This is a genomic window from Azospirillum terrae (assembly GCF_053470425.1).
In genome coordinates, this window is the sequence record NZ_JBPXMR010000017.1 from 44,989 (window position 1) to 70,006 (window position 25,018).

General features: G+C 67.4%; 26 protein-coding genes, 1 tRNA gene and 1 pseudogene. 8 read left to right on the top strand and 20 right to left on the bottom strand.

All coding sequences use genetic code 11. The features are described 5' to 3' along the window. Positions 1 to 4: 4 nt before the first annotated feature. From ACSVDD_RS26725 to ACSVDD_RS26740, 4 genes are read right to left on the bottom strand one after another with little or no spacing between them, the layout of a single operon-like run. Positions 5 to 1,933, bottom strand: a complete 1,929-nt coding sequence (locus ACSVDD_RS26725) for an asparagine synthase-related protein (protein ID WP_448192474.1) — start codon at positions 1,931 to 1,933, stop codon at positions 5 to 7. A gap of 13 nt (positions 1,934 to 1,946) precedes the next feature. Further along, positions 1,947 to 2,216, bottom strand: coding sequence for a PqqD family peptide modification chaperone (locus ACSVDD_RS26730; protein ID WP_448192475.1), 270 nt, complete (start codon positions 2,214 to 2,216; stop codon positions 1,947 to 1,949). Continuing rightward, positions 2,213 to 3,073, bottom strand: a complete 861-nt coding sequence (locus ACSVDD_RS26735; protein ID WP_448192476.1) for a sulfotransferase domain-containing protein — start codon at positions 3,071 to 3,073, stop codon at positions 2,213 to 2,215. Before ACSVDD_RS26735 ends, ACSVDD_RS26730 begins: the two co-directional genes overlap by 4 nt. Before the next feature lie 8 nt (positions 3,074 to 3,081). Next, on the bottom strand, positions 3,082 to 3,996 hold the full coding sequence (locus ACSVDD_RS26740; RefSeq protein ID WP_448192477.1) for a hypothetical protein: 915 nt from the start codon (positions 3,994 to 3,996) through the stop codon (positions 3,082 to 3,084). Positions 3,997 to 4,206: 210 nt separating this feature from the next. Between ACSVDD_RS26740 and ACSVDD_RS26745 the strand changes: the two genes are divergently transcribed. The 5 genes from ACSVDD_RS26745 (at position 4,207) to ACSVDD_RS26765 (ending at position 7,417) form a co-directional block, all read left to right on the top strand. Further along, positions 4,207 to 4,365 carry a hypothetical protein gene (locus ACSVDD_RS26745; protein WP_448192478.1) on the top strand — a complete coding sequence of 53 codons (159 nt, stop codon included), beginning with the start codon at positions 4,207 to 4,209 and terminating at the stop codon, positions 4,363 to 4,365. Between the two features lie 633 nt (positions 4,366 to 4,998). Next, positions 4,999 to 5,613: a phage tail protein gene (locus ACSVDD_RS26750; protein WP_448192479.1), complete on the top strand. Its 615-nt coding sequence runs from the start codon at positions 4,999 to 5,001 to the stop codon at positions 5,611 to 5,613. An 83-nt stretch (positions 5,614 to 5,696) separates the two neighbouring features. Beyond that, positions 5,697 to 6,245, top strand: coding sequence for a phage tail protein (locus ACSVDD_RS26755; protein WP_448192480.1), 549 nt, complete (start codon positions 5,697 to 5,699; stop codon positions 6,243 to 6,245). 20 nt (positions 6,246 to 6,265) lie between these two features. Continuing rightward, on the top strand, positions 6,266 to 6,823 hold the full coding sequence (locus ACSVDD_RS26760) for a phage tail protein (RefSeq protein WP_448192481.1): 558 nt from the start codon (positions 6,266 to 6,268) through the stop codon (positions 6,821 to 6,823). A gap of 78 nt (positions 6,824 to 6,901) precedes the next feature. After that, the gene (locus ACSVDD_RS26765; RefSeq protein ID WP_448192482.1) at positions 6,902 to 7,417 is read left to right on the top strand and encodes a GNAT family N-acetyltransferase; all 516 of its coding nucleotides are present in this window, start codon (positions 6,902 to 6,904) and stop codon (positions 7,415 to 7,417) included. 141 nt (positions 7,418 to 7,558) lie between these two features. Here ACSVDD_RS26765 and ACSVDD_RS26770 read toward each other — a convergent pair. Next, positions 7,559 to 7,635, bottom strand: a tRNA-Arg gene (locus tag ACSVDD_RS26770). A gap of 196 nt (positions 7,636 to 7,831) precedes the next feature. Here ACSVDD_RS26770 and gpt point away from each other — a divergent pair. Continuing rightward, a complete protein-coding gene (gene gpt, locus ACSVDD_RS26775; protein WP_448192483.1) occupies positions 7,832 to 8,311 on the top strand; it encodes a xanthine phosphoribosyltransferase in 480 nt (159 codons plus the stop codon). Here gpt and ACSVDD_RS26780 read toward each other — a convergent pair. From ACSVDD_RS26780 to ccoN, 15 genes and pseudogenes are all read right to left on the bottom strand, one after another. Next, positions 8,308 to 9,168 carry an ABC transporter permease gene (locus ACSVDD_RS26780; protein ID WP_448192484.1) on the bottom strand — a complete coding sequence of 287 codons (861 nt, stop codon included), beginning with the start codon at positions 9,166 to 9,168 and terminating at the stop codon, positions 8,308 to 8,310. The genes gpt and ACSVDD_RS26780 overlap by 4 nt on opposite strands. Then, on the bottom strand, positions 9,165 to 10,112 hold the full coding sequence (locus ACSVDD_RS26785; protein WP_448192485.1) for an ABC transporter permease: 948 nt from the start codon (positions 10,110 to 10,112) through the stop codon (positions 9,165 to 9,167). Before ACSVDD_RS26785 ends, ACSVDD_RS26780 begins: the two co-directional genes overlap by 4 nt. A gap of 171 nt (positions 10,113 to 10,283) precedes the next feature. Beyond that, positions 10,284 to 11,759, bottom strand: a complete 1,476-nt coding sequence (locus tag ACSVDD_RS26790; protein WP_448192486.1) for an ABC transporter substrate-binding protein — start codon at positions 11,757 to 11,759, stop codon at positions 10,284 to 10,286. Between the two features lie 57 nt (positions 11,760 to 11,816). Next, entirely contained in the window at positions 11,817 to 12,833 is a 1,017-nt protein-coding gene (locus ACSVDD_RS26795) for a P1 family peptidase (RefSeq protein WP_448192487.1), read from the bottom strand. A gap of 445 nt (positions 12,834 to 13,278) precedes the next feature. Beyond that, positions 13,279 to 13,536: pseudogene (locus ACSVDD_RS26800) on the bottom strand (HepT-like ribonuclease domain-containing protein); the annotation flags it as partial. A 16-nt stretch (positions 13,537 to 13,552) separates the two neighbouring features. Continuing rightward, complete coding sequence (locus ACSVDD_RS26805) at positions 13,553 to 13,846, bottom strand: nucleotidyltransferase family protein (protein WP_448192488.1); 294 nt, start codon at positions 13,844 to 13,846, stop codon at positions 13,553 to 13,555. Positions 13,847 to 13,872: 26 nt separating this feature from the next. Then, the gene (locus tag ACSVDD_RS26810) at positions 13,873 to 14,535 is read right to left on the bottom strand and encodes a Crp/Fnr family transcriptional regulator (protein WP_448192489.1); all 663 of its coding nucleotides are present in this window, start codon (positions 14,533 to 14,535) and stop codon (positions 13,873 to 13,875) included. A gap of 184 nt (positions 14,536 to 14,719) precedes the next feature. Next, positions 14,720 to 14,899, bottom strand: coding sequence for a cbb3-type cytochrome oxidase assembly protein CcoS (gene ccoS, locus ACSVDD_RS26815; protein ID WP_448192490.1), 180 nt, complete (start codon positions 14,897 to 14,899; stop codon positions 14,720 to 14,722). After that, on the bottom strand, positions 14,820 to 17,270 hold the full coding sequence (locus tag ACSVDD_RS26820; RefSeq protein WP_448192491.1) for a heavy metal translocating P-type ATPase: 2,451 nt from the start codon (positions 17,268 to 17,270) through the stop codon (positions 14,820 to 14,822). Before ACSVDD_RS26820 ends, ccoS begins: the two co-directional genes overlap by 80 nt. Beyond that, positions 17,270 to 17,800, bottom strand: coding sequence for a FixH family protein (locus tag ACSVDD_RS26825; RefSeq protein ID WP_448192492.1), 531 nt, complete (start codon positions 17,798 to 17,800; stop codon positions 17,270 to 17,272). Before ACSVDD_RS26825 ends, ACSVDD_RS26820 begins: the two co-directional genes overlap by 1 nt. Positions 17,801 to 17,822: 22 nt before the next feature. Continuing rightward, positions 17,823 to 19,346, bottom strand: coding sequence for a cytochrome c oxidase accessory protein CcoG (ccoG, locus tag ACSVDD_RS26830; protein ID WP_448192493.1), 1,524 nt, complete (start codon positions 19,344 to 19,346; stop codon positions 17,823 to 17,825). A gap of 233 nt (positions 19,347 to 19,579) precedes the next feature. Further along, complete coding sequence (ccoP, locus tag ACSVDD_RS26835) at positions 19,580 to 20,470, bottom strand: cytochrome-c oxidase, cbb3-type subunit III (protein WP_448192494.1); 891 nt, start codon at positions 20,468 to 20,470, stop codon at positions 19,580 to 19,582. Positions 20,471 to 20,473: 3 nt separating this feature from the next. Next, positions 20,474 to 20,635 (bottom strand): cbb3-type cytochrome c oxidase subunit 3, encoded by a 162-nt coding sequence (locus ACSVDD_RS26840; protein ID WP_448192495.1) that lies wholly within the window; start codon positions 20,633 to 20,635, stop codon positions 20,474 to 20,476. Positions 20,636 to 20,650: 15 nt separating this feature from the next. After that, positions 20,651 to 21,400 (bottom strand): cytochrome-c oxidase, cbb3-type subunit II, encoded by a 750-nt coding sequence (ccoO, locus tag ACSVDD_RS26845; RefSeq protein WP_448192496.1) that lies wholly within the window; start codon positions 21,398 to 21,400, stop codon positions 20,651 to 20,653. A gap of 19 nt (positions 21,401 to 21,419) precedes the next feature. Beyond that, complete coding sequence (gene ccoN, locus ACSVDD_RS26850; RefSeq protein ID WP_448192497.1) at positions 21,420 to 22,916, bottom strand: cytochrome-c oxidase, cbb3-type subunit I; 1,497 nt, start codon at positions 22,914 to 22,916, stop codon at positions 21,420 to 21,422. A 242-nt stretch (positions 22,917 to 23,158) separates the two neighbouring features. On the opposite strand from ccoN, the gene ACSVDD_RS26855 reads away from it, so the two are divergent. Together ACSVDD_RS26855 and ACSVDD_RS26860 are read left to right on the top strand one after the other, a co-directional pair. Beyond that, positions 23,159 to 23,695 (top strand): hypothetical protein, encoded by a 537-nt coding sequence (locus tag ACSVDD_RS26855; RefSeq protein WP_448192498.1) that lies wholly within the window; start codon positions 23,159 to 23,161, stop codon positions 23,693 to 23,695. A gap of 103 nt (positions 23,696 to 23,798) precedes the next feature. Further along, positions 23,799 to 24,995: a class I SAM-dependent rRNA methyltransferase gene (locus ACSVDD_RS26860; protein WP_448192499.1), complete on the top strand. Its 1,197-nt coding sequence runs from the start codon at positions 23,799 to 23,801 to the stop codon at positions 24,993 to 24,995. Positions 24,996 to 25,018: the final 23 nt, after the last annotated feature.

Below are 25,018 nucleotides of genomic sequence, written 5' to 3' on the forward strand. Positions count from 1 at the left end.
GCTCTCAACCCAGCCGCGCGACGTGGCCGGCCAGGGTCAGGGCGCGCAGGGCGGACATGGCGCGCGGAAGGGCCGGGGGCACGGCGCCGTGCCCTTGCGCCACGGTGACCAAGCCCTCGGCCTCCGCCCCTTCGGCCATGGCGCCAAGGACGGCGGCGATGGCGTCCAGGTCGAACAGGGCGGTCACCGCCGGACAGCCCCGCAGCCGGTCGAGCCGGGCCAGCAGGCCTGCCTTGGAGGCGGCCAGATTCAGCGGCAGGTCGGGAAAGGGAACGAACTTGCTGTCGCGCCAGCGGATGGCCTCGGGCAGGATGCCGGCCATGGCGTTGCGGAAAGGCTGGCGGGAAAAGCCGCCGTCCAGGAACCGCTCCAGCGGCAGCGACAGAATGAAGTCGATGATCCGCCGGTCGAGCAAGGGGGAGCTGAAGGCCACGCCGTGGCGGGCGCCGAGGATCGACCAGCGGTCGCCCCGGCCGACCAAATAGCCCTCGGTCAGCATCTCCACCCGGTCCTGCGGCCGGTTGCGCCAGTCGGCGGCCGGCGGCAGCGCCGCCGCGACCTCGGCCGCAAACGACGGGACAAGGAACGCCAGCGCGTCCCTGCGCTCATGGCGCGCCGGCCGCCCGAGCAGACGCCGGCGCAGGGCCACCAGCCAGTCGGGCACGAAGGGGAGGATCAGGCGATGGGTGACCACGCGCCGCAGCGGTTGCCCATCGCGCCGGGCGCGCGCCGGCAACTCCACCGCCAAGCCACGCCAGCGGCCCTGGCGCAGCAGTGCGGCGTAGAGGTTGGCGCCGTTGTAGGTGGCGCCCTCGTCCCCGCCGGCCCCCGACAGCAGCAACCCGGCCCCTGCGGCGGCGGCGGCGGCACAGATCCGTTCGTCCGACGCCACCAGCGGGCCGGACAGAGGCAGATCGCGATCGTTCGCGCCGTCCCCATCAAGGGGCGAGAGATAGGCGGGCGACCAAGCGATGTCCGGCTCCTGCGCCAGCACCGCCTCGACGAATTCCCGCTCGTCCCGCAGGGTTAGACCGTGGGAAGGATCGGCAAGTTGCGAGAAGGCGTGCAGCCGGCGGCCCTCGGCGCGCAGCCGGCGGGCGGCGATGACGGTGATGGTGGAGGAATCCAGCCCGCCGCTGAGGTGGACGGCCACCGGCCCCGATGGCGGCAGGCGTCCGGTCACCGCCTCCTCGATCAGGGTGCGCAGCGTCGCCGCCGCCTCGGCCGCCGATCCGCGCCAGCGGCCAACCTGGGCCGCGTCCGGTCGCCACGCGCGGTGCAGGCGCACGCCGTCCGGCGTCACCGTCAGGCTGTGGCCGGCGCGCAGCCACGCAATGTCCTGAAAGCCGGTCGCCGCGCCCCGCGCCGTCACCTCGATCAGCAGCCGGCCGAGCGCCACCCGGTCCGGCCGCGGCGGAACCACGCCCGACGCGTGCAGCCCGCGCGGCAGCGAGGCGAAGGCGAACAGCCGGCCCGGCCGGTGGGTGTAGCAGAGCGGCCGCGTTCCCATGATGTCGCGGGCGCAGAGCAGCCGGCGTTGCCGCGGATCCCAGGCGGCCACGGCGAAATCGCCGTCCAGCCGGTCGGGCAGATCCTCGCCCCAGCGGGCCAGGGCGGCCAGGGTGAGAGCCTCCGCCCCTTCATCCGCCGGCCCCATATCCGTCTGAAGGCCGAGGGCTGCGGCCAGCGCGCCGGGCCGGTCCAGCCGCACGTCGGCGGCCAGCCAAGTGCCGTCCGCCCCCTGCGGCAGCGCCGCCGGCCCGTCCGCCGAAACACCAGGGAAGTCCAGCACGGCCAGCGCCGCCGGCCCGTCCACCCGCCGCGTCACCCGCGGAGCCAGCCCCGGCGCGGTCAGCGCGGCCACCATGGCGTCCAGCGTCGCGGCATCGGCCGGGGCGCCGTCCAAACACACCAGACCGCAGATCAGGCGCATGGACGGCGTCCGCTCAGGCCACGTCGAGCAGCAGACCGCGTTCGCGCAGCCCGGCCAGGAAACCCGCCACCTGCTCGGCGCAGACGTCCGGCGTCACCTCGTACTCGGCCAGCAGCCGCTCGACCACGGCCACCTCGGTGGTGGGCTGCTCCAGCAGTTCCCAGATGCGGGTACCCACGCCGTTCAGGCCGTAATATTGCCCGTTCTCCACGCTCATCATCAGCAGCGTGTCGTCGAGAGGAGCGGCGAAGACATCGCCCGCCCGCTGGATGCTTGCGCTCATACCGCCGTATCCTCCGTCATCCGTTCATAGCCCAGCCGCGCCATGACGGCGGCATGGGCGGTTTCGATCGTTCGGACCTGCGCCGCGCTCAGATGCCGGCGCCAATCCCCTACCTGACCCTGACGAAAGAAGATCGTCTGCCCCTTCGCCCGTTCGCGGAAGCCGGCCCTGCGTTCCTGGCGCTGCAACTCTGCGAAATCGGCATGGCGCACCGCCCGGACCGCCGCCTCCTCTTCATAGCGAATACCCAGGAAGTCCAGGGCACGACAGAACTCCCCCGGCGTGTCGGCCCACAGATCTTCATAACGGATCAGGTGCACGGGCAGGTCGGTCTGGTCCAGCCAGCCGCAGACGTGCCCGCTCCAGTCGGTGAGCAACTGCCGGAATTGCACATTGGTGGCCCACAAAGACCCTGTCGGGTTGTTCATCAGGTCGATCGCCTCGTCCAAACTGACGGACAGATGGAAGGCGAAGGAGACGGCGACGTCACGCGGATCGCGCACCAGATACAGAGCCGCCCGCCCCGCCCGGCCCAGCAGCGGCGTGCCGTCCAGCAGATGGGTGTAGGCGTCGTGCACCTTGACGAGGGCGCCTCCACTCCGCGACACCGCATAGGCGTCGAGCACGGACGGCCGCAACGCCTCCGCCTCGCCCTCGGTCAGCAGGTGCGAATCGACCAGGGTCTGCTCTTCGAAGATCCCGCGGCCACTGGCGATGCCGTCACGCAGGGCCAGATCGTTGATGTCTTCCGGCTGATCAGCCCCACCGATCAGGTTCGACAGCAAGGCGCGCATCCAGGTGTTGCCGGATTTCGGATAGGAGGCGAGCCATACCATACCATCGGGCAGGGTCGGCATGGCGGGCATCACCCGGCAAGCCCACGCCAATGGGCCTGCACCGCCGTCACCGTGTCGGCCAGCCGATCCAGGTCGCGCGGCCGGGTCAGGTGGAAGACCGGGACGTGGCGCAGGATGGCGGCCGTCATCGCCACTTGGCGGCTTGTCTTGGCCATGGCGAGGACCATGCGGGGGCGGTAGCTTTCGTTCAGCAGGGCCTGGGCGGCGTCCAACGGCGGCAGGCGCTCGATCCCGGCGTGCAGAGGGGGCTTCTGGTCGCGCAGGATATAGATGGCTGCGAGCGGCACCGGCCCGTCGCCCGCCGGCCCTGGCGGTTCGACGTAATGCTTGCCGATCCCGGTCCGCACGGCGCCCCGGCGCTGCTCCTCCAGATCGCAGAACGCGATGCTCTCCTCGAACAGCTTGAACTGCCGCCCGTCCGGCCAGAGCACGGGCCGCCCACCGTCATCGAGAGCGATGGCGGAGACATCGTCGCTGACGAAATTGCAACCGGCTTGGCAGAGGGCGGCGACCAGGGTGGATTTCCCGGCCCCACTGCGCCCGCAGATGGCATAGGCCTGCCCTTCGGCGGCCACCGACGCCGCGTGCAGCACCATTCCGCCGCGCTGATGCAGCAGGATGCCAAAGCCCGTTCCCATCAAAAAGGGCATTGCATCCGCCGGGTCCGTCCCCGGCGCCGGCTCCATGTCCAGGGTCCGGCCGTCTTCGGCCAGGAAACGGCCAATGGCCGGAAGGCGCAGCAGGAAACGCCGCCCTTCCATCTCCCAGACCGGACCGTGGATCGTCGCGCCCTCCAGCCGGTCCGGCACCGGGCGGCGGCGGATGTGCACGTCCACCTCGCCCGGCGGTGCCGTGAGCGGAACCACACCCGGCAGTTCCATCTCGGCGGCAACAGTCAAACCGGCAATTCGGTAGGTGGGCATGGCAAGCGGCGGTCTACGGCGACGGTGGGAAAGGCTGATACCCTTGTCTGCCAGATGCCGCGCACCCATTCAACACCTGATGAAAGGTGGTGAATTCCCGTCCCACCCGGTCTTCGACCGACAGTGTTCCCTTTTCACGCGGGCCGATCCGTGGCATCTTTGCCGCGAACATTCGTAGTTGGGTAAACGCACAGCACGTGGCGGGCAAATATGACGCAGGAAAAGTCGGTGGTTATCGAGGATACGCTTTCGAGTGAAGCGCCGCGGCGCAAACCCTGGCTTGCGCCGCAAATCGAAGACGTTTCGGTTGCCATGACGGCGAAAGTCACCTCCACCCTGGAATACGGGACAGGCAAGAACGGGTCCTGAGGACGCGGCTTCCGTACCGGCACGTCGTGGCGCGAACGCCTGTCCAAGATTCTCGAACAGCCAAACCCGTTTTCTCGTTGGTCTGAACGCCCCCTTCGGCGTCAAACCCAGCCAGGACGGCAAAAAAGGGACGCTCACACCGCGAGGAAAACGGCTCCAAGGTTCTCGCGCGCTACGATGGTCGGCGCGGGATAGGGTTTATCCGCTTCAATGGCGGGTTCCAACGGCGGTCTGTGCGTTCGGCCCCTCACCGATCCCAAGTCTGTTGTAAGGCAAAGTCTCGGCTACCGATGCGGGTCATCGCGCGATCCATCTGAGACTTGCGCGGGCTTGCGGTCCGCCAACGTGGCGGATGCTCCGATTCGCCAAAAAAAATAGAGATCCTCTAGCACCGCATGCACTTTTTTGACGCATATTCGCACACACCACCATAATTTTTCGTATTGATATCAGATTATTATCGCAAGTGAAGGGCCGGAAGCCAATTCTCCTTCTTTTCGAAGCAGCAACTCCGAACCACCACCACCGTCTGGTGGGATGACAAAGCGCAGGCCAACTTGCGTTTGTCGTACGCGATGGTCATACTATCCGAATGTTTCAATTCGGCGATACCGCCGCATGACGAAACCTGGTGTGTCGGCCACCATCGCCAGCCCGATCACAGCACAGCGGCCCGAATGGCCGCGGGAGGAAATCGTGTCAGATGCCTATGTGGGTGAAATCAGAATCTGGAGCTTCGCCTGGGCGCCCAGTGGATGGCTCTTGTGCGACGGGTCCCTGCTGCCGGTAAAGCAGTATCAGGCGCTCAATGCCCTGCTGGGCAAAACGTTCGGCGGCGACGGCGTGAACACCTTCGGGCTGCCCGACTTGCGCGGTCGGACCCCCATCGGCGCCGGCGCTTCGGCGACCCTGGGCACGTACCCGCTTGGGGCCAAGGCTGGAGCGGAAGGGGTTACCCTGTCGCCGGCTTCGGTGCCGCCCCATATGCACTATGCCACCGCCTGCGTAACTCCCGGCACGGCAATTCCGGCCGCCGGCAGCAACATGGCCAACGTGGTCAGCGCGATAACGGGCAGCACCACGAACTTCTCCGCGTATCTGCCAGCCGCCAACTGGACGGCAAACGCGCAGCTGAATGTCGGCAGCATCACCACCACCGGAAGCAGCGCGCCGCACAACAACATGCAGCCGTTTACCGTGCTGAACTTCACCATCTGCAGCGAAGGCCTTTTCCCGCCGCGGAATTAGGCGCCCCGCAGGTCACACATCCATCTCCATTTTCGCCCCCGCGTTTCGCGGGCCGCTGGCGGTAAACGACAAGGACCATCGCCATGAGTGAGGCTTATACCGGCGAGATCCGCATGTTCGCGGGCAATTACGCGCCCGAGAACTGGCTTCTCTGCAACGGCTCCCTGCAGCCGATCAACACCTATCAGTTGCTGTACTCCCTGATTGGAACTACGTTCGGTGGCGACGGCGTGACCACCTTCGGGCTGCCCGACCTGCGCGGCCGGCTGCCGGTCGGCCAAGGCCAGGGGACGAGCCTGACCAACCGCGTTTTAGGCCAGACCGGCGGCGCCTCCATGGTGCAGTTGGTCGAAGCCAACCTGCCGGCGCACACCCACGTCGCCAACGCCTGCACCACGGTCGGCTCGACGCCGGTGATCGCCGAGGGTATCGGCCTGGCGCAGACCGATACCCCGGCGAACGGCAAGGTAGTGCGCTATGCCCCGCCCAGCTCCAACCCGACCCTTGCAAACCTGGCCCCGAGCACGGTTGAGTCGGATGGGAGCGGCAACCAGCCGCACACCAACGTGATGCCCTACCTCGCCATCAACTACATCATCTGCCCGACCGGCATGTACCCGCAGCGGCCGTAAGCGGAAAAGGAGCAGAGACAATGGATGCATTCATTGGCGAAATCCGCCTGATGGCGATCAACTTCGTGCCGCGGGGCTGGTTCCCTTGTGACGGGCGGGTCTTGCAAGTCCAGGCGTACCAAGCGCTGTGGGCCGTCATCGGCAACACCTATGGCGGCACGCCCCCCAACACCTTCGCGCTGCCCAACCTCATTGGGCGGGTGACGGTCGGTGCGGGCGACGACCCGTCCGATACCTTCGACCCGGCCTTCGGCAACAGCGGCGGGAGCAATGCCGTGACCCTCACCAGTGCGACGATGCCGTCGCACACGCACAATATGGTCGGCGCCGCGGTGGCGCAGTCGCTCCGGGTAGCCACGCCCCAAGGCAACTACCTGTCCGCTGCGGCGTTCGTTCCGACATCCGGCACGCTCGAAAACGGCAAGGCTTTCACGGCCACGTCGATCACGCCGGTGCACCTCAACGCGAACACGCTCAGCCCGTACCTCGGCACCGGCGGTCCGCACGAGAACCGTCAGCCCTATCTGGCTTTGCAGTACTGCATCTGCAACGAGGGTGAATTCCCGGTCAGGCCCTGATCCCGCCCCTCCGGCGGTGGTGTTCACCACCGCCGGAGTTTTTTCTCCCTCTCTCCCCGCCCCTTTCCATCAGGCCCCATGCTCCAGACCGCTTTGCCCACCGTGCCCCCGCACCTCGCCGCGCGCGGTGTCTCCCTGCGTCCGCGGGAGGATTCGGACGCCGAGTTCCTCCGCGACGTCTACATCGCCTACCGCTGGGAGGAGGTCGCCGCCACGGGCTGGCCCGAGGACATGCGTTTGGCCTTCCTGCACGACCAGTACCGGATGCAGGACGCCCATTACACCAAGCACTACGACGGCGCCGCCTGGGGCGTCGTCGAGGTGGACGGCGCGCGTGCCGGGCGGCTCTACCTGCTGAACTGCGGCAGCGACCTGCGCATCGTCGACATCGCCTTCCTGCCCCCCTACCGCAACATGGGCCTGGGTGGCGGCCTGCTCGCCGCCGTGCAGGAGCAGGCCCGCGCGCTCGGCGTGGCCAAGGCCAGCATCCACGTGGAGCAGTCGAACCCGGCCCTGCGCCTGTATGAACGGCTGGGCTTTCAGAAGGTGGAACTGCGCGGCATCTATCACCTGCTGGAATGGCCGGCGAGCTGACGGGCCGCCGAACACACCCGTAACGCCACGACGTCAGCGCGGCCTCCGATCCGGGAGGTCGCGTAAAGCTGTCTGTTGGCAGGGCCGATGGCAGAAACGACAAAGGCCACCCGGAGGTGGCCTGTAAGTCCTTGAAGAGAATGGCGCGCCCGAAGAGATTCGAACTCCTGACCCCCAGATTCGTAGTCTGGTGCTCTATCCAGCTGAGCTACGGGCGCATCCTGTTCTCGACACCGGCGAGTGTTACCCCCCGGCGAGGCCGGCAACTTAGCCAAATCGCCCAACCTGTGCAAGCCTTTTGATAGAATTTTTTCGACGCCGGAAATCCCCTGCAAATCAGCCGTTTTCAGGCACCGATGGACGAAGCGGCGGGGTTGGGCTATATCACCGCGCACCGCTTTTGGGAGTCGTGACGTGGGCGAAAAATCGTTCGAACGGGGTTTTCCGGTCTCTTGGGAAGAGCTGCACCGCAACGCCAGGGCGCTGGCGTGGCGGCTCATCGACAAGGGGCCGTGGAAGGGCATCGTCGCGGTGACCCGCGGCGGTCTGGTGCCGGCCGCGATCATCTCGCGCGAGCTGGAGATCCGCCTGATCGACACCGTGTGCGTGTCCACCTACGACCACCAGAACCAGCGCGAAGCCCGCGTGCTCAAGGGCATCGAGGGCGACGGCGAGGGCTGGCTGATCATCGACGACCTCGTCGATACCGGCAAGACCGCCGTCATCGTGCGCAAGATGCTGCCCAAGGCGCATTTCGCCACCATCTACGCCAAGCCGGCCGGCCGGCCGCTGGTCGACACCTTCATCACGGAAGTCAGCCAGGACACCTGGATCTTCTTCCCCTGGGACGTCGAACCGCAATACGCCACGCCGCTCGCCAACCGCCCGCGCTAACCAAGCGTCGTCGTCTTGTGGCGCGGGTCGAGCACGTCGCGCAGCCCGTCGCCCAGCAGGTTGAGGCCGAGCACCGCCAGCGCGATGGCGGCGCCGGGGTACACCGCCTGCATGGGCGCGGTGAACAGGTAGGTCTGCGCGTCGCCCAGCATCTTGCCCCAGCTGGGCGACGGCGGCTGGATGCCGAGGCCGAGGTAGCTCAGCGCCGCCTCGTTCAGGATGGCGACGGCGAACAGGATGGTCGCCTGCACGATCACCGCACCGGCCACGTTGGGCAGCACGTGCACGACCGTCACCGACAGCGGCCCGCGCCCCAGCGCCAGCGCCGCCCGCACGAACTCCCGCCGCCAGACCTGCAAGGCCGCCCCGCGCGTCACGCGGGCCAGCACCGCCACGTTGAACACGCCGATAGCGAGCACGGCGTTGATGGCGCCGGGGCCGAGCAGCGCGGTCAGCAGGATCGCCGTCAGCAGCGCCGGGAAGGCGAACAGCAGATCGGCCAGCCGCGCCACCCCCTCGTCCGGCCAACCGCGCCGCGCCGCCGCGATGAGGCCGAGCGGCACGCCGGCCAGGATGCCGATGGCGACCGCCGCCGCCGCGACGGCCAGTGAGTTGCGCGCCCCCACCATGATCATCGACAGCGCGTCGCGCCCGAAATGGTCGGTGCCCAGCCAGTGCGCGGCGCTCGGCGGCTTGAGGCGGGCGACGATTCGGATCTGCTCGGCCGGATAGGGCGTCCACAGCAGCGACAGCAGCGCCACCAGCACCACAAATCCGGTCAGCACCGCGCCCAGCAGCAGGCTGCGCGGCAGCCGGCCGCGCCAGCGCGGGGTGTCGAGGTCCAGCCCGGCCGTCATGTCTCTACCCGCGGACGTGGGTCGATCACGGCGTAGGCCACGTCGACCAGGAAGTTCACCGCCACCACGACCACCGCCAGCAGCACGACCACGCTCTGCACGACGATCAGGTCGCGCTGGCTGATCGCCTGATAGACGAGGCGCCCCAGCCCCGGCAGCGTGAAGACGTTCTCCACCACCACCGCCCCCGCCACCAGGAAGGCGAATTGCAGGCCGAGCACCGTGGACACCGGGATCAGCGCGTTGGGCAGCACGTGGCGGACCATCACCGTCCAGCCCGGCACGCCCTTGGCGCGGGCGGTTCGGACGTAGTCCTCGCGCATGGTGTCGAGCACGGCGGAGCGGGTGACCCGCCCCAGGATCGCCGCTTCCGGCAGCGCCAGCGCCACCGCCGGCAACACCAGCGCCTTGCAGGCTGGCCCGATGCCGGCCGCCCACCCCGGAAAGCCGCCCGCGGCGAACCAGCCCAGCTGCACCGAGAAGCCGAGGATCAGCAATATGGCGAACCAGAAGTTCGGCACGGCGATGCCCAACTGGCCGAACGCCATCACCGCCCAATCGCCCGGCCGGTCGTGACGCGCCGCGGCGTACAGGCCGAGCGGCAGCGCCAGCAAAGTCGACAGCGCCAGCGCCATGCCGGCCAGCGGCAGCGTGATGGCAAGGCGCTCCAGGATCAGCGCCGCCACCGGCCGGTGGTAGGTGTAGCTGACGCCGAAGTCGCCGGTCAGCATGCCGCCGACCCAGCTCAGGTAGCGCAGCCCCATGGGTTGATCGAGGCCCAACTGCCGGCGCAGGGCCTCCAGCGTGTCGGGCCGGGCCTCGGTGCCCAGCATCAGCAGCGCCGGGTCACCGGGCAGCACGTTCAGTACGACAAACACCAGCAGCGTGGCGAGCCAGCCGGTGACCGCCAGCGTCAGCAGACGACGGGAGAGAAAGGCGATCATGTGGAAAAACAACTATGTCCACACGGATTACACGGATTTTGGCACGGATTACACGGATTTTCTTTGATGCTTGCGGCGCACCGGCGTTCCCTTAAGCCTTTGCTGCGCACGATCATAAAAAATCCGTGTAATGCGTGAATAAATCCGTGCAATCTGTGTGAATTTACTTGTTCACTGCCAGCGCACGCCGGTGACGTCGTTCACCTGATACGGGCGGTTCTTCCACATGCCCTGGACCTTGGCGTTCTCCACGGTGACCACCGGAAGCTGGAACAGGAAGCCGTTCACCGCATCCTCGGCCAGCACGCGCTGCATGTCGCCGTACAGCGCCTTGCGCCGCGCCGGGTCGAGGGTGCGCTCCAGCTCGGCGTTCAGCGCGTTGAAGCGGTCGCTCTTGTAGCCGAAGTAATAGTCGGGCCGCGAATAGATATCGATGTCCAGCGCCTCGGTGTGGGCGACGATGGTCAGGTCGAAGTCCTTGCCGCGGAACACCTTCTCCAGCCACTGCGCCCATTCCAAATTCTCGATCCTGGCGCGGATGCCCACCTCGGCGAGCATGGCGGCGATCAGCTCACCCGAGCGGCGGGCGTAGATCGGCGGCGGCAGGCGCAGCGTCGTTTCGAAGCCGTTCGGATAGCCGGCCTCGGCCAGCAACGCCTTGGCCTTCTTCACGTCGTAGGGGTACATGCCCGTCAAATCCACGTACTCCGGCCGGTTCGGCGCGAAGTGGCTGCCGATCGGCGTGGCGAGGCCGGACATGGCGCCCTCGATCAGCGTCGTGCGGTCGATGGCGTGCGCCATCGCCCGGCGCACCCGCACGTCGTCGAAGGGCTTGCGGGCGTTGTTGGTGGACAGCAGCGTCTCACCCTCGCTGGTGCCGATGACGACGCGGAAACGCGGGTCGTTCTTGAACTGCGGCAGGGCTTCGTAGGTGTTGAACTGCGGGACCGTATCCACGTCGCCGGCCAGGATCGACGAGACCTGCGCCGCCGGGTCGGCGATGAAACGGAAGGACACCCGCTCCAGCGCCGGCTTCGGCCCGTCGTAATCGGGGTTGCGCACCAGCACCACGCGGTCGCCGGCGATCCAGCGCTCGAATTTGAAGGGGCCGGTGCCGATGGGGGTCTGCTTGTCGCCGGCCTGCGTCTCGGCCGACTGGATGACCGCGGCGCCCAGGCCCATGTGGAACAGGAACAGGCCGTCGGGGCGGGAGAGCGTGACGATTGCCGTCTGCGGGTCGGGCGTGTCCACCGCCGCGATGGCCTTGAACCACGCCTTCTGCGGGTTGGTCGAATCGGCCGCCCGCGCGCGGTCCAGGGTGAACTTCACGTCGGCCGAGGTGGCCGGCTTGCCATTGTGGAACTTGGCGGTTTCGCGCAGCTTGAAGGTGTAGGTCAGCGCGTCGTCGGACACCGTCCAGCTCTTGGCCAGACCGGGGCCGACCGCGCCCTCGGCGTCGATGCGGGTCAGCGCCTCGTACAGGTTGACCAGCGTCACTTCGGAGATGGCGGCGGCGGCGCTGGCGGTGGGGTCGAGGTTCGGCGGTTCCAACTGCATGCCGACCACGAGGTCGGTGCGCGCCTGCGCATGCACCAGACCGGGCAACAGCGTCAACACGGCCGCAGTCTTCAGAATCCATCCCCGCATGACCCACCTCCCCTCGCCCTTGGTTACCGCGGATGATGCGGTGCGGCAGCGCCGAGTTCAAGGCCGCTGGAGCGTCGCCCCGTGGAGTTCCCGGTATCCGGGAAACGGTCCGAGGCCCTCGGCGTGGTAGATCCCCCGCCCGATGGCCCGCGCCGTCGCATCGGCGGCGTGCGATCCGAGCCGGGCGAGGTGGTACGCCCGCGGCTCCGGCAACGGCCGGGTGCCGGTCGCCAGGACGTACAGCGTGTCGCCGTCGAAGGGCGTGTGCGCCGGCCGGATGGCGCGGGCCAGACCGTCGTGCGCCATGGTGGCGAGGCGCAACGCCTCCGCCTTGGTCAGGTCGGCGTTCACCGCGACGACGCCGATGGTGGTGTTGGCGGCGGCGCGGGCGATGGAATGCTCGGGTAGGCCGGGGTCTGGTGGGATTGGTGCGGTGGGCAGCGGCTGGCCGCCCATCTCGCCATCCAACTCCAGCGCCCAGGCCCACAGCGTCGGCTGACCGGGCATGGTTGCGAAGCCGAACGGGTTGGCGGCGATCAGCGCGCCGATCTGGAAGCCGTCGTCGGTGACCAGCGAGGCGCTGCCCAGGCCGCCCTTGATCGTGCCGGCCTTGGCGCCGAAACCAGCGCCGGTGTTGCCGAGGCTGAACTCCAGCGAGACCGTTTCGAGTGCGGAACGGGCGAGATCCGGGAAGGGTGGATGTTCGCCCCAGTCCTTGTCGCCGCCGTTCAGCAGGTCGAAGAGGATGGCCGCCGGCACGATGGGCACGCGCACCGGCCCGACCGCGTACCCCCGCCCCCGCGCCGCCAGCCACGACGCGGCGGCGCTCGCCGCCTCCAGCCCGAAGGCCGAACCGCCGGACAGCACCACGGCGTCCGCCCGGTCCACGAGGCACGAGGGATTCAGCGCGTCGGTCTCCCGCGTCCCCGGCGCCCCGCCCCGCACGTCCACGGCGGCCACCGCCGGTGCGTCGGGCAGGATGACGGTGACGCCGGTGCGCACCCGCGTGTCCGCCGCGTTGCCGACGCGAATGCCGTCCACGTCGGTGATGAGGTTGCGGGGACCTGGACGCATCGGGGCTCCTCTCATTTCCCATTCCTGCCTCCGGCGGGGGAGGGTCAGGGTGGGGGCAGCGGCCTTTCGGGAAGGCGGATGAAACGGAATGAAACACTATGTAACGCTGTCAGGCCGTGTGTTCGATTCGTTGCTGCGGTTTTCCGGAGGGACTGAACGTTTCCTTTTTGGTCATCCCCGCGCAGGCGGGAATCCAGGAAACCCCGCCAATTCAAGCGCTTGCGACGTGTCCTGGATCCCCGCCTCTCGCGCTGGCGCAGCCAGCGCTGGCGGCAGGCGGGTCCTGTGGACCCGTTGAGAGCCTGCGCGGGGATGACGGTGTGAGAGAGTTCAGGCTGTTGCGGAGTCCGATCTTGCCACGAAAGACATCTAGGATGATGATCCTATGATAAGTGGCTGAAATTGGCAAGATTTTCTGCCGATTGAGGGAGAGCCCCCCTGGATTTCACGATCCGGTTCGATCCAGTTCAGCCACAACGGCGGGCAGTTTGGCGATCAGGTCGGGGACGAAGATCGTGGCGGTGTCGTAGATGACGCGGGGATTGGTCCCCACATAATCGTGGGCGAGGATGTTGCGCATGCCGATGATCTGCGGCCAGGGAATCTCGGGGAACCGGGCCTGAACGTCGTTCGGGATACGACGTGCAGCCTCGCCGATGATCTCGATGGCCCGAATGGTGGCGAAGCGGGTCTTCTCATCCGCCTGGAAAAATCGCGGATCACAGCATCCGCACCTCGGCGAGGATGCGCTGGCCGATGCGGCGCCTCAGCGAAGCCTTGTCGGCCAGATCCACCCGGATTCCCAGGGCGTCGCTCAGCTCCATCTGGAGCCCGACGTAGTCCGGCAGCGTCATTCCTTCGCCGATCTCCACCAGCACGTCGAGGTCGCTGTCCTCGCGCTGCTCGCCACGGACGTAGGAGCCGAAGACGCCCATCCCCCGGATGGGATAGCGGCGGCGAAGCGCGGGCTGCATGGCCTGGAGCTGGTCGATGATGCTGTCGAGCTTTCTCATGTCGGCCCTTCCGCGTCGTAAGGCCCTCAACAGCCCTCGGCCATGTCGTAGATGGCGTCCATGTCGGCGATCAGCACCTTGTTGCCTTCCTGCAATGAGATCGCGCCGGCCGTCTTGAGCTGGGTGAAGGTGCGGCTGACCGTCTCCGTCGTCAGGCCCAGATAGTCGGCGATGTCCGCGCGGCTCATCGGCACATAGACGGGGTTCTCCTTGTGGCCGCGGCGCGCGGCGCGCTGGGACAGCATCAGCAGGAAGGAGCAGATCTTCTCCTTGGCCGTCTTGCGGCCCAACAGAAGCATCTGGTCCTGCGCCGCCGCCAGCTCGTTCGACGCCATGGAGAACAGGCGGCGCTGCATCTTCGGGAACTCGTCCATCAGCGCTTCGATCTTGCGCCGCGGGAAGCGGCAGACCGAGCAGCTGGTCACCGTCTCTGCGGTGTAGGCGTAGCTCTCGTTGACCGCCAGCCCCAGGAAATCGCCGGTCACCAGGAAACCGGTGATCTGCCGGCGTCCGTCGGGCAGCAGCTTGTACAGCTTCACCGTGCCGGAGGTGACGTTGTAGAGCGCGTCGGCCGCCTCGCCCTCGGAGAAGATGGTGTGGCTGGCCTCGATGCGGACGGTTTGCAGGATGTCGGCGAGCCGCCGCAGTTCATCGGGATCGAGCGCGGCGCAGACAGTCAGACTCCGCACGGGGCAGGCCCCGCATGGGTTCATGTCGGTGGCCGCCGCCTTCTCGCGGGGCCGGCTCAGATCAAACGGTGGCATGGCAGCTCGGGCCTTAACCGACCAAGGACCTCATCATGGTCATATCCGTTAAACTTCGCAACCTTACTCGTCCGACGGGTTTTCCCCACCGTTCGAAAGGAATACCCCGTCAGCGCCGCTCGGCGCGCTCGCCGGGCAGCGGCGGGGGCGGTTCGTCGTCGAACAGGATGCGGTTCGCCGCCCCGTCCAGATCGTCGAACTGCCCGGACTTAAGAGCCCACAGGAACGCGGCCAGCCCCATCCCGCCCAGGCTCAGCGCCGCCGCGATCATGTACAGAAGCTCTTTCATGGTGCTGTTCCCTCGGGCGGCGGGCACGGGCCAGCCGCAATGCGTTGGCGATGACGATAAGCGACGATGATGACATCGCCAAGGCGGCGATCAGCGGAGTCAACAGCCCGGACACCGCCAACGGCACGGCGAACAGGTTGTAGACGATGGCGATGAGGAAGTTCTGCCGCACCAGCGTGCCGGACCGCGTCGCCACGTGCAGCGCCTCGGGGATGGGCGCCAGCAGGCGGCCCTGGAACACCACGTCGGCGGCGGTCTGGCTGACATCGACCGCCGTGGACGGCGACATGGACACCGACGCGGCGGACAGGGCCGGCGCGTCGTTCAGGCCATCGCCGACCATCATGACGGTGCGGCCCTGGGCCACCAGCGCGTGCAGCGCCGCGGCCTTGTCGGCCGGCGTCTGCTCCGCCTTCCAGTCGTCGATGCCCAAGCCCTCGGCCACCACGGCGACGGCGGCGCGGCGGTCGCCGGACAGCAGGCTGATCGCCATGCCGCGCGCCTTCAACGCCGCGACGACCTCCGCCGCGTCGGCGCGCGGCGCGTCGAGGAAGGTGATGCGCAGGTGCGGTTGCCCCGGACGGGCCAGCCACAGCTCTGGGCCGGGAGCGTCTTCGGTGGGATCGGGGGCTTCGGTGAAGCGGCGGCTGCCCAGGCGGAACTCGCCCTCCGCCGTCTCGGCGACGAGGCCGGCGCCGGGAATCTCCCGCACGCCCTCGGCCACCGGCACGTTCGGCACGGCGCGCACCAGCGCGCGGGCCAGCGGGTGCTTGCTGGCGCCGGCCAGCGCGGCGGCGGCGCGCAACGCCTGGGGGTCGAGGCCGTCGAGCTGCGGCACCGGCCGCCCCTCGGTCAGCGTGCCGGTCTTGTCGAACACCACCGTGTCGACGGAGGCGAGGCGTTCCAGCGCGGTCGCCGTCTTCAGCAGGATGCCCTGGCGCATCAGGCGGCCCGACGCGATGACCTGCACCACCGGCACCGCCAGCGCCAGCGCGCACGGGCAGGTGATGATCAGCACCGCCACCGCGTTCATCAGCGAATCCTGCCAGGACGCCCCCATCAGGAGCATCCAGCCCAGGAAGGTGGTAAGCGCCGCGAGGTGCACCACCGGCGCGTAGAGGCGCGACACCCGGTCGGCGATGGCGACGTACTTGGCGCGGCCCTGCTCGGCGACCTCCATCAGGCGGACGATCTCGGCCAGCAGCGTGCCCTCGCCCACCGCGGTGACGGTCAGGCGCAACGGCGCCGTCAGGTTCAGCACGCCGGCAAACACCTGATCGCCGGGGCGGACGGTGGCGGGCACGCTCTCGCCGGTGATCAGGCCGGTGTCGACGTCGGAGACGCCGTCCGACACGCGGCCGTCGACGGGCACGCGCTCGCCGGTGGCGATCAGCACGGTGGTGCCCGGCTGGACTTGTTCCGGGGGCACAATGACCGAGCGGCCATCAGGGTTGAGCACGGTCACCTGGGTCGCCCGCAGGCCGATGAGCTGCTCGGCGGCGGAGCGCGCCCGACCGCGCGCCCGCTGGTCGAGGTAGCGCCCGATCAGCAGGAAGAACAGCAGCATCGTTGCGCCATCGAAATAAGCATGGAGACCGCTTTGCGTGGTCTCGAACAGGCTCATGGCGGCGGTGAGGATGACGCCGATGGTGATCGGCACGTCCATGTTGGTGCGCCCGCGCCGCAACGCCTGGAAGGCAGAGCGCGCGAAGGGCCGCAGGGCGTAGGCGATGGCCGGTAGGCCGATCAGCGCCGACAGCCAGTGCATCAGGTCGCGCGTCGCCGTGCCCATGTCGTTATAGCCGGACCACACCGACACCGAGAACAGCATGATGTTGCTGGCGGCGAAGCCGGCGACGGCCATGGAGCGCAGCAGCTCCTTTTCGGTCTTCAACTGGGCGCTGCCCAGGCGGTCGGGGTCGAAGGGGACCGCGCGGTAGCCGAGGCGGGTGATGGTGTCGATCACCGCGTTGGCGTCGGTCTCGTCCACGCGCCACGTGATGGTCAGCCGCCGCGTCGTCATGTTGAGGCGCGCGTAGGTCACGCCGGTCTGGCGCGACAGCGCGGTTTCGATCAGCCAGACGCAGGCAGCGCAGTGCAGGCCGTCGACCATCAGGTGCAGCGTGGCGGTGCCGTCCGCAGCCGGCTTGGCGTGCGGGGTGAAGTCCACCGTCGGGGCGTCGGATTCCGGCCGCAGGGGGCGGGCCTGGGGATCGACGCTGCGCCGCTCATAGTAGCGCTCAAGGCCGAGGCCGCGCACGAGTTCGTACGCGGCCTCACAACCGGAACAACAGAAGGAACCCGCTTTGTCGGAAGAGACGGGCTCCGTGCCGGCAGGAACCTCCTGCCCGCAGTGGAGACAGACAGACATCAATCAACCCAGACGCGCTGCTGATCCTGGTAGTCGCCGGTGGCGTGCTCGATGACGAGGCGGATGTCCCAGACACCCGACAGCGGCAGATCGACGGCGGCCACATAACGGCCGTCACCGGCGTATTCCGGCTGAACGGCGCGGTCGTAGCCCTGCATGGTCGGACGGATGAACTTGATCCGCACCTTGGCGTCCTTCAGGACATTGCCGTTCTTGTCGTGCAGGTTCAGCGCCACCTTGGCCTTACCGGGGGCCGGCGAGGCGAAGCTGAGATCGACCTTCCAGGCGCGCTCTGCCTGCGCCTTGGCGCCGGCAAGATCCTGATTGTACTTGATGCCCTTGATGAAGTGGTCCTCGGTCTCCAGCCCGTTGAAGGTCGAGGTGGCGTAATACGCCATCACCGCGTTGACGGCGATGACGACGCCGAAGAACGCGAAGAAGATGTAGGGGATGTACCAGCCCGGACGGCGCCCGGAAACCGGCGGGCGATTCTGGGGCAGGTGGCTGCCGGCATCGGTGGACATGCTCATCGACCTGTGCTCTCCGTGCGCATCAATTCCCCGGACCCATGAAGACCGTATCACGTTTGGCGGTCTCGCCGGATGCGGAGGTTAGACTGAAGGTAAGGGGGGTGGAGGTGTCTTTCAAACGCGAGCCCGGTGCTGTGACGAGGATTCGGTACGTCGCCACCGTGTCCGGCGCCGCCGTGAGGCGCAGCGCGGTGGCCGCGCGGTCCTGCCCCTCGCCGGCGGTGAACATGGTGGTGTCGGCGAGGCCCTCGACGCTCAGCGTGTAATCGCGCGGATCGCGCGTCATGTTGGCGATCTTGAAGGTGTAGGCGTTGCGCACCGAGCCGTCGGACAGCAGCGCGAACAGCGGCGCGCGGTCGCGCAGCACGGTGATCTCCAGGCCCGGCCGCAGCATCAGGCCGGCGGCGATCATACCGGCGATCACCACCATCATCAGCGCGTAGAGGATGGTGCGCGGGCGCAGCAGCCGGTACCTGCCCGGCTTTCCGGTGGCGGCGATGGCGACCTGATTGGTCTGGGTGTCGAACTTTACCAACCTTTTGGGGCGGCCGATCTTCGTCATGATGTCGTCGCAGGCGTCGATGCACAGGCCGCAGCCGATGCACTGCATCTGCAAGCCGTCGCGGATGTCGATGCCCACCGGGCAGACCTGGACGCAGTTGAAGCAGTCGATGCAGTCGCCCAGACCCTCCGCCTTGCGCTCCTCCCAGTTCTGCGACTTGCGCAGAAGCCCGCGGCCCTCGCCGCGCCAGTCCTGGTAGGTGACGATCAGGCTGTCCTCGTCGATCATCGCCGACTGGAAGCGCGGCCACGGGCACATGTAGGTGCAGACCTGCTCGCGCGCGAAGCCGGCCAGCAGGTAGGTGGTGCCGGTGAACAGGGCGATGAAGCCGAGCGCGGTCGAGGACGCCTCGAAATGCAGGATCGCGCGCAGCAGCGTCGGCGCATCGGTGAAGTAGAAGATCCACGCACCGCCGGTGGCGGCCGAGATCAGCAGCCAGATGGCGTTCTTCGCCACCTTCCTGCGCAGCTTGGCGAAACCCCACTTGCCCTGGTCGAGTCGGATGCGCTCGCCGCGGTCGCCCTCGGTCAGGCGCTCGACCCACAGGAAGAGGTCGGTCCACACCGTCTGCGGGCAGGCGTAGCCGCACCACACGCGCCCGGCCAGCGAGGTGGCGAGGAACAGCCCCAGCGCCGCCAGGATCAAGGCGCCGGTGAGATAATAGATCTGCTGCGGCCACAGCTCGATGAAGAAGAGGTAGAAGCGCCGCGCCTCGACATCCAGCAGCACGGCCTGATCCGGCCCGCCCGGCCCGCGGTCCCAGCGGATCCACGGCAGCACGTAGTAGATGCTCAGCAGCACGACCAGCGCCGTCCACTTGATCGTGCGAAACGGGCCGGCGACGGACTTCGGATAGACCTTGGCGTGCTTGGCGTACATCGCCTGAGCGGTCCGGCGCGGCGGCCTCGCCGACGCTTGGGGCGGAGTCTGGACCGGTTCGCGATCCGGCCTCGGGGGGCCGGGCGTTTCCGTAACCGTGCTCATGAGGATGCCTTGCACGTTTTTTGTTTCGCGGGTTGCCGCAGCCGAATTAGGCCGGGTCCGCCGTTCGAGTATAGCGGCGCAACGCCGCAGGGGCATTGCGTTGAATCAACCGCCGCCTTGACCCGCGTCAATTTTTTCCGGGGGTTTGGGTGGGGATGGCTCCCCAAAAGAAAAGTGCCGGGGAGTCGCCTCCCCGGCACCGTTCCTACTCTTTCTCGACCACGGACGGTGGCTTACTTGCCGCCGCCGAGGGTGTGAACGTACACCGCCAGCTGCTTGATGGTGGTGTCGTCCAGACGCTTCGCCCAGGCGGGCATCACGCCGGCGCGGCCGTTCGTGATGGTTTCCACCAGGGTGGCCTTGTCACCACCGTACAGCCAGTTGGCCTGGACGAGCGGCGGAGCGCCGACCTCCATGCCGGCGGCCAGAGAGCCCTGCGCCTTGTCGCCATGGCAGGCGGCGCAGTTCTCCTCGAACACCTTGGTGCCCGCGGCGACCTTCGTCGCGTCGGCCGGCTTCTTGTTCAGCGACAGGACGTAATCCGAAACCTGATCGATCTGATCCTTGTTCAGGATGCCGTCCTTGCCGAACGCCGTCATGCCGACGCCGGGGGTGGCGCGGGTCTCGGCGTCATCCGAACGGATGCCGTGCTGGATGGTCTTGTAGATGTCCGCGGGGGTGCCGCCCCACAGCCACACGTCGTCGGCGAGCGTCGGGTAGCCCTTGGCACCCTGACCGCCGGCACCGTGACAGGCCGCGCAGTTCTCGTTGAAGACCGAACGGCCGCCCGCCAGGGCGAACTGCAGCAGGTCCTTGTCCTTCTTGATCTCGTCGACCGACTTGGCGGCGATGGCCGTCACGTACTTGGCCTGACCGGCCTTGGCCGCGACCATGTTGTCGGCGAGCTCCTGGCGCATCGACCAGCCAAGGATGCCCTTGGTGTAGGTCTTGCCCAGCGGCCAGGACGGGTACAGCACGTAGTACACCAGCGCCCAGGCAATGCAGACGTAGAAGATGTACAGCCACCACTTGGGCAGCGGGTTGTTGAGCTCCTTCAGGCCGTCCCACTCGTGCCCGGTGGTCTCGACGCCGGAGAGAGCGTCCTTCTCGATGTTTCTCGCCATGGTTTAAAACTCCTGGCCATCTTCCTTGAGCGGGATCTGGGAGGCCTTTTCGAACTTGCCGCGGTTCCCCGGCCACATCGCGTAGACGATGATCCCGGTGAAGACCAGAGCAAGCCAGACCGTCCAGAAGGACCGCAGGGCTACGGTGATCGAATCCAAGTCCATGGATTCCTCCGCCGCTTACTGCTGCAGCTGCTTAGGCGACTGGTACTTGGTGAAATCCACCATAGTGCCGAGCACCTGCAGGTAGGCGACGAGGGCGTCCATTTCGGTGACGACCTTGTTGCCCGTGAAGTTGGCCACCACGGCCTTCGGGTAGCGCTTCTGGAACGCCGCGAGCGCCTTGGAATCGGCGTCGGGGTTCTTCTGCACCGCCAGATCGGCCTTGGCGTTGGCGATCTGATCGTCCGTGTACGGGACGCCGACGATCTTCAGGGTCTTGAAGTGATCGGCAACGTCGTCGAACTTGAGCGGACGGTCCTTCATCCAGCCGTAGGTCGGCATGATCGACTCCGGCACCACGGCGCGGGGGTCGACCAGGTGAGCCACCTGCCAGTCGTTGGAGTACTTGCCGCCGACGCGGGCAAGGTCCGGACCGGTGCGCTTGGAGCCCCACTGGAAGGGATGGTCGTACATGCTCTCCGCGGCCAGCGAGTAGTGACCGTAACGCTCCACCTCATCGCGGAACGGACGGATCTGCTGGCTGTGGCAGTTGTAGCAGCCTTCGCGCACGTAGATGTTGAAACCGGCCATCTCGAGCGGCGAATAGGGGCGAACCCCATCCACCTTCTCGATGGTCGACTCGATGGTGAACAGCGGGACGATCTGCACAAGGCCGCCGATCGACACCGTGATCAGGATGAGCACGATCAGAAGGAGCGTGTTCCGCTCGATCGTATCGTGGCTAAAACCCTTCTTTTCCTCAGCCATATCTCAGGTCCTCTCGGCTTCAGGCCGCGCCGACGGCGGGCTTGTGCGGGGCCGTGACGTACGGCTTCTCGATGCGGACATCGCCCTTGGCCGTGCGCCACAGGTTGTAGACCATGATCAGCGAACCCGCGACGAACAGCAGGCCACCCATCGCACGGATCACGTAGAACGGGTGCATCGCCGCAACCGTCTCCACGAACGAGTACTGGAGGAAGCCGAGGTTGTCGTAGGCGCGCCACATCAGGCCCTGCATGATGCCGGAGACCCACATGGCCGTGATGTACAGCACGATGCCGATGGTGGCGGTCCAGAAGTGCAGGCTGACCAGACGCAGCGAGTAGAGCTGCGAGCGCTTCCACAGGACCGGAACCAGGAAGTAGATGGCGCCGAAGCTGATGAAGGCCACCCAGCCGAGCGCACCCGAGTGCACGTGGCCGATGGTCCAGTCGGTGTAGTGCGACAGGGCGTTGACCGCCTTCACCGACATCAGCGGACCTTCGAAGGTCGACATGCCGTAGAAGGCAACCGAGGCCACCATGAAGCGCAGGACCGGGTCGGTGCGCAGCTTATCCCAGGCACCCGACAGGGTCATGATGCCGTTGATCATGCCGCCCCACGACGGCATCCACAGCATGACCGAGAAGGTCATGCCCAGCGTCTGCGCCCAATCCGGCAGAGCGGTGTAGTGCAGGTGGTGCGGGCCGGCCCAGATGTAGAGGAAGATCAGGGTCCAGAAGTGCACGATCGACAGGCGGTACGAATAGACCGGCCGCCCGGCGCGCTTCGGGACGAAGTAGTACATGATGCCGAGGAAGCCGGCGGTCAGGAAGAAGCCGACCGCGTTGTGGCCGTACCACCACTGCACCATGGCGCTCTGCACGCCCGAGACGAACGTGTAGCTCTTCATGCCGAGCAGCGAGACCGGCAGGTTGACGTTGTTGCCGAGGTGCAGCACCGCGACCGTCAGGATGAAGGCCAGGAAGAACCAGTTCGCCACGTAGATGTGCGACTCGCGCCGCGTCATCACCGTGCCGACGAACACCACGGCATAGAGGACCCAGATGACCGTCAGGTACAGGTCGAGGGCCCACTCGGGCTCGGCGTATTCCTTGCCCTGGGTGTAGCCCAGGACGTAGGAGAGCGCGGCGAGCACGATGAAGATGTTGTAGTTCCAGAAGATGAACTTCGACAGCCCTTCGCCGCCGAACAGGAACTGCCGGCTGGTGCGCTGCACCGAGTACAGCGACGTCGCGAACAGAACGTTGCCGCCGAAGGCGAAGATCACGGCCGAAGTGTGGACCGGCCGCAGACGGCCGAAGCTGGTCCACTCAAGACCGAGGTTGAGCGCCGGAAACGCGAGCTGGAGCGCGATGAACAGACCGGCGATGAAGCCGATCACACCCCAGAACACTGCCGCGATCACGAAGAGCCGAATGACGTCTTCGTTGTAACGGACGTCTTCCGACACCCGCTGGCTGCCCAGGGCGGCCCCTGGGGTCAGAGTCGCTGATGCCATACAATCTCTCCCGTTTGCCCCGGGCGGCTCGGGCGACGCCCGTGAGGATGCACTACCGCTTGGGTCTTTGTTAAGGAGGGTGACAGTCACGCGAACGGCAACGCACGCACGCGCCGACACGCCTGCCACCAATAGCCGGGCACACTATGTAAGCCGCTGGTTAAGAACATTGATCTACGTCAACGACCGGTTTGACGTACGCCTGCCATCGTTCGGCCTAAGCCTCTGGCCGGGGTATGGATATGGACGACGGCTTCGTCGCAAAACCCTTGGGAAAGCGCCAGATCGACCAGGCGTTCCCCGTCGTGCGCGCGATCCTGCCCGATCTGGGCGTGGAACGATGGCGCGCATTTGCCGCAGCTGTAATTGACCGCGCTCAAGGCGCCGCCGACGCGCGCGTGCCTCGATCCGGCATCATGACCGTGCAGAGCGAGCGTGGCTACATCCACGGCCTGTTCTCGTATTCGACCGAGGAAAACCTGCATCACGGCAAGATCCTGTCGGTGGACAACTTCATCGTCCACGACCTGTTCAATCTTTCCGGCGCCGCGGCGGCGCTTCTGCGCGCCATGGACGGCATCGCCCGCGGCCTCGGCTGTTCCGCCATTCACACGAACCTGCCGCAGGCGTTCGCAACGTCGGTCGATTACTGCAACCCGGTGCTGAACTCCTTCCGCGAGGAAGGCCACGCCCTGGAGACGTTGCGCCTGTGCAAACCGCTGGACGGCGCCAACGACAACCGCGCGCACCCGCTGCCCACCGCCCACGACGGCGAGTGAGAGGACCGTCCCTTTTCAAGGTGTGACATTTTGTCCGCCCCCGTTCGGCGGCCGCGTGCGACTCCGATTGCGCCGGCCGGCCGAACCGTTAGGATGCCGCGCCATGACCGACACACCCCGATATCCGACCATTCGCCTGCAAGCCGGCCGCCAGAAGCGCGTCCAGCTCGGCCACCCCTGGGTCTATTCCAACGAGGTCCAGATGGACCCCGCGGCAAAGGCCGTGCCGCCCGGCAGCCCGGTGCGGCTGACGGACGCCAACGGCAACGCGCTGGGCATCGCCACCTTCAACCCGCACACGCTGATCGCGGCGCGCATCCTGACGCCCGACGCGGGCGCGGTGATCGACGGCGCCTTCCTGGCCGGCCGCCTGGCCCGCGCCGTGCGGATGCGGGAACGCCTGTACGACCGCCCCTTCTACCGCGTGGTGCACGCCGAGGCCGACGGCCTGCCCGGCCTGATCGTCGACCGCTATGGCGACGTGGTGACGGTGCAGGCCAACTCGGTCTTCATGGACCAGCGAATCGGCGAGATCCTCGGCGCGCTGGACGAGGTGCTGAACCCCCGCGCCGTCATCCTGCGCAACGACGGCTCCCAGCGCGCGCTGGAGGGTCTGGCCGAGGAGACGCGACTCGCCAAGGGCTCGCTGGACGGCGCGCTGCGGCTGGAGGAGAACGGCGCCACCTTCTTCGCCGATCCCCTGGGTGGACAGAAGACCGGCTGGTTCTACGACCAGCGCGACAACCGCGCCTTCATCGCTTCGCTGGCGAAGGGCGGACGGGTCATCGACTTCTTCAGCTACAACGGCGGCTTCGCGGTGACCTGCGCCGTGCGCGGTGCGGCGTCCGTGGTTGCCGTGGACCGCTCGCAGCCGGCGCTGGACAACGCCAGCCGGGCGGCCGAGGCCAACGGTGTGGCCGGCATCTTCGAGGCGCGCCGCGCCGAGGCCTTCGCCGAACTGGAGCGGCTCGCCGGAGCGGGCGAGACATTCGACGTGGTGATCGTCGATCCGCCGGCCTTCGTGAAGTCGAAGAAGGACCTGGGGGCTGGCAGCCGCGCCTATCGCAAGATGGCCCGGCTGGCGGCGCGCATCACCGCGCCGGGCGGGTTCCTGCTGGCGGCGTCGTGCAGCCACAACGTCGACCCGCCGCTCTTCGCCGAGCAGGTCGCCCGTGGACTGGTGGACGCCGGGCGCACCGGGCGAATCCTGCGCTCGTCGGGCGCCGGGCCGGACCATCCCGTGCACCCGCACCTGCCGGAGTCGGCGTATTTGAAGGCAATCACGCTTCAGTTGGATTGAGGCGCAGGTTGGGCCAACGGCCC

Coding starts and splice junctions, on each gene's coding strand:
- ACSVDD_RS26725 (WP_448192474.1), bottom strand. CDS start 1,933: ATGCGCCTGATCTGCGGTCTGGTGTGTTTGGACGGCGCCCCGGCCGAT.
- ACSVDD_RS26730 (WP_448192475.1), bottom strand. CDS start 2,216: ATGAGCGCAAGCATCCAGCGGGCGGGCGATGTCTTCGCCGCTCCTCTC.
- ACSVDD_RS26735 (WP_448192476.1), bottom strand. CDS start 3,073: ATGCCGACCCTGCCCGATGGTATGGTATGGCTCGCCTCCTATCCGAAA.
- ACSVDD_RS26740 (WP_448192477.1), bottom strand. CDS start 3,996: ATGCCCACCTACCGAATTGCCGGTTTGACTGTTGCCGCCGAGATGGAA.
- ACSVDD_RS26745 (WP_448192478.1), top strand. CDS start 4,207: ATGACGCAGGAAAAGTCGGTGGTTATCGAGGATACGCTTTCGAGTGAA.
- ACSVDD_RS26755 (WP_448192480.1), top strand. CDS start 5,697: ATGAGTGAGGCTTATACCGGCGAGATCCGCATGTTCGCGGGCAATTAC.
- ACSVDD_RS26760 (WP_448192481.1), top strand. CDS start 6,266: ATGGATGCATTCATTGGCGAAATCCGCCTGATGGCGATCAACTTCGTG.
- ACSVDD_RS26765 (WP_448192482.1), top strand. CDS start 6,902: ATGCTCCAGACCGCTTTGCCCACCGTGCCCCCGCACCTCGCCGCGCGC.
- ACSVDD_RS26780 (WP_448192484.1), bottom strand. CDS start 9,168: ATGACGGCCGGGCTGGACCTCGACACCCCGCGCTGGCGCGGCCGGCTG.
- ACSVDD_RS26785 (WP_448192485.1), bottom strand. CDS start 10,112: ATGATCGCCTTTCTCTCCCGTCGTCTGCTGACGCTGGCGGTCACCGGC.
- ACSVDD_RS26790 (WP_448192486.1), bottom strand. CDS start 11,759: ATGCGGGGATGGATTCTGAAGACTGCGGCCGTGTTGACGCTGTTGCCC.
- ACSVDD_RS26795 (WP_448192487.1), bottom strand. CDS start 12,833: ATGCGTCCAGGTCCCCGCAACCTCATCACCGACGTGGACGGCATTCGC.
- ACSVDD_RS26805 (WP_448192488.1), bottom strand. CDS start 13,846: ATGAGAAAGCTCGACAGCATCATCGACCAGCTCCAGGCCATGCAGCCC.
- ccoS (WP_448192490.1), bottom strand. CDS start 14,899: ATGAAAGAGCTTCTGTACATGATCGCGGCGGCGCTGAGCCTGGGCGGG.
- ACSVDD_RS26820 (WP_448192491.1), bottom strand. CDS start 17,270: ATGTCTGTCTGTCTCCACTGCGGGCAGGAGGTTCCTGCCGGCACGGAG.
- ACSVDD_RS26825 (WP_448192492.1), bottom strand. CDS start 17,800: ATGAGCATGTCCACCGATGCCGGCAGCCACCTGCCCCAGAATCGCCCG.
- ccoG (WP_448192493.1), bottom strand. CDS start 19,346: ATGAGCACGGTTACGGAAACGCCCGGCCCCCCGAGGCCGGATCGCGAA.
- ccoP (WP_448192494.1), bottom strand. CDS start 20,470: ATGGCGAGAAACATCGAGAAGGACGCTCTCTCCGGCGTCGAGACCACC.
- ACSVDD_RS26840 (WP_448192495.1), bottom strand. CDS start 20,635: ATGGACTTGGATTCGATCACCGTAGCCCTGCGGTCCTTCTGGACGGTC.
- ccoO (WP_448192496.1), bottom strand. CDS start 21,400: ATGGCTGAGGAAAAGAAGGGTTTTAGCCACGATACGATCGAGCGGAAC.
- ccoN (WP_448192497.1), bottom strand. CDS start 22,916: ATGGCATCAGCGACTCTGACCCCAGGGGCCGCCCTGGGCAGCCAGCGG.
- ACSVDD_RS26855 (WP_448192498.1), top strand. CDS start 23,159: ATGGACGACGGCTTCGTCGCAAAACCCTTGGGAAAGCGCCAGATCGAC.
- ACSVDD_RS26860 (WP_448192499.1), top strand. CDS start 23,799: ATGACCGACACACCCCGATATCCGACCATTCGCCTGCAAGCCGGCCGC.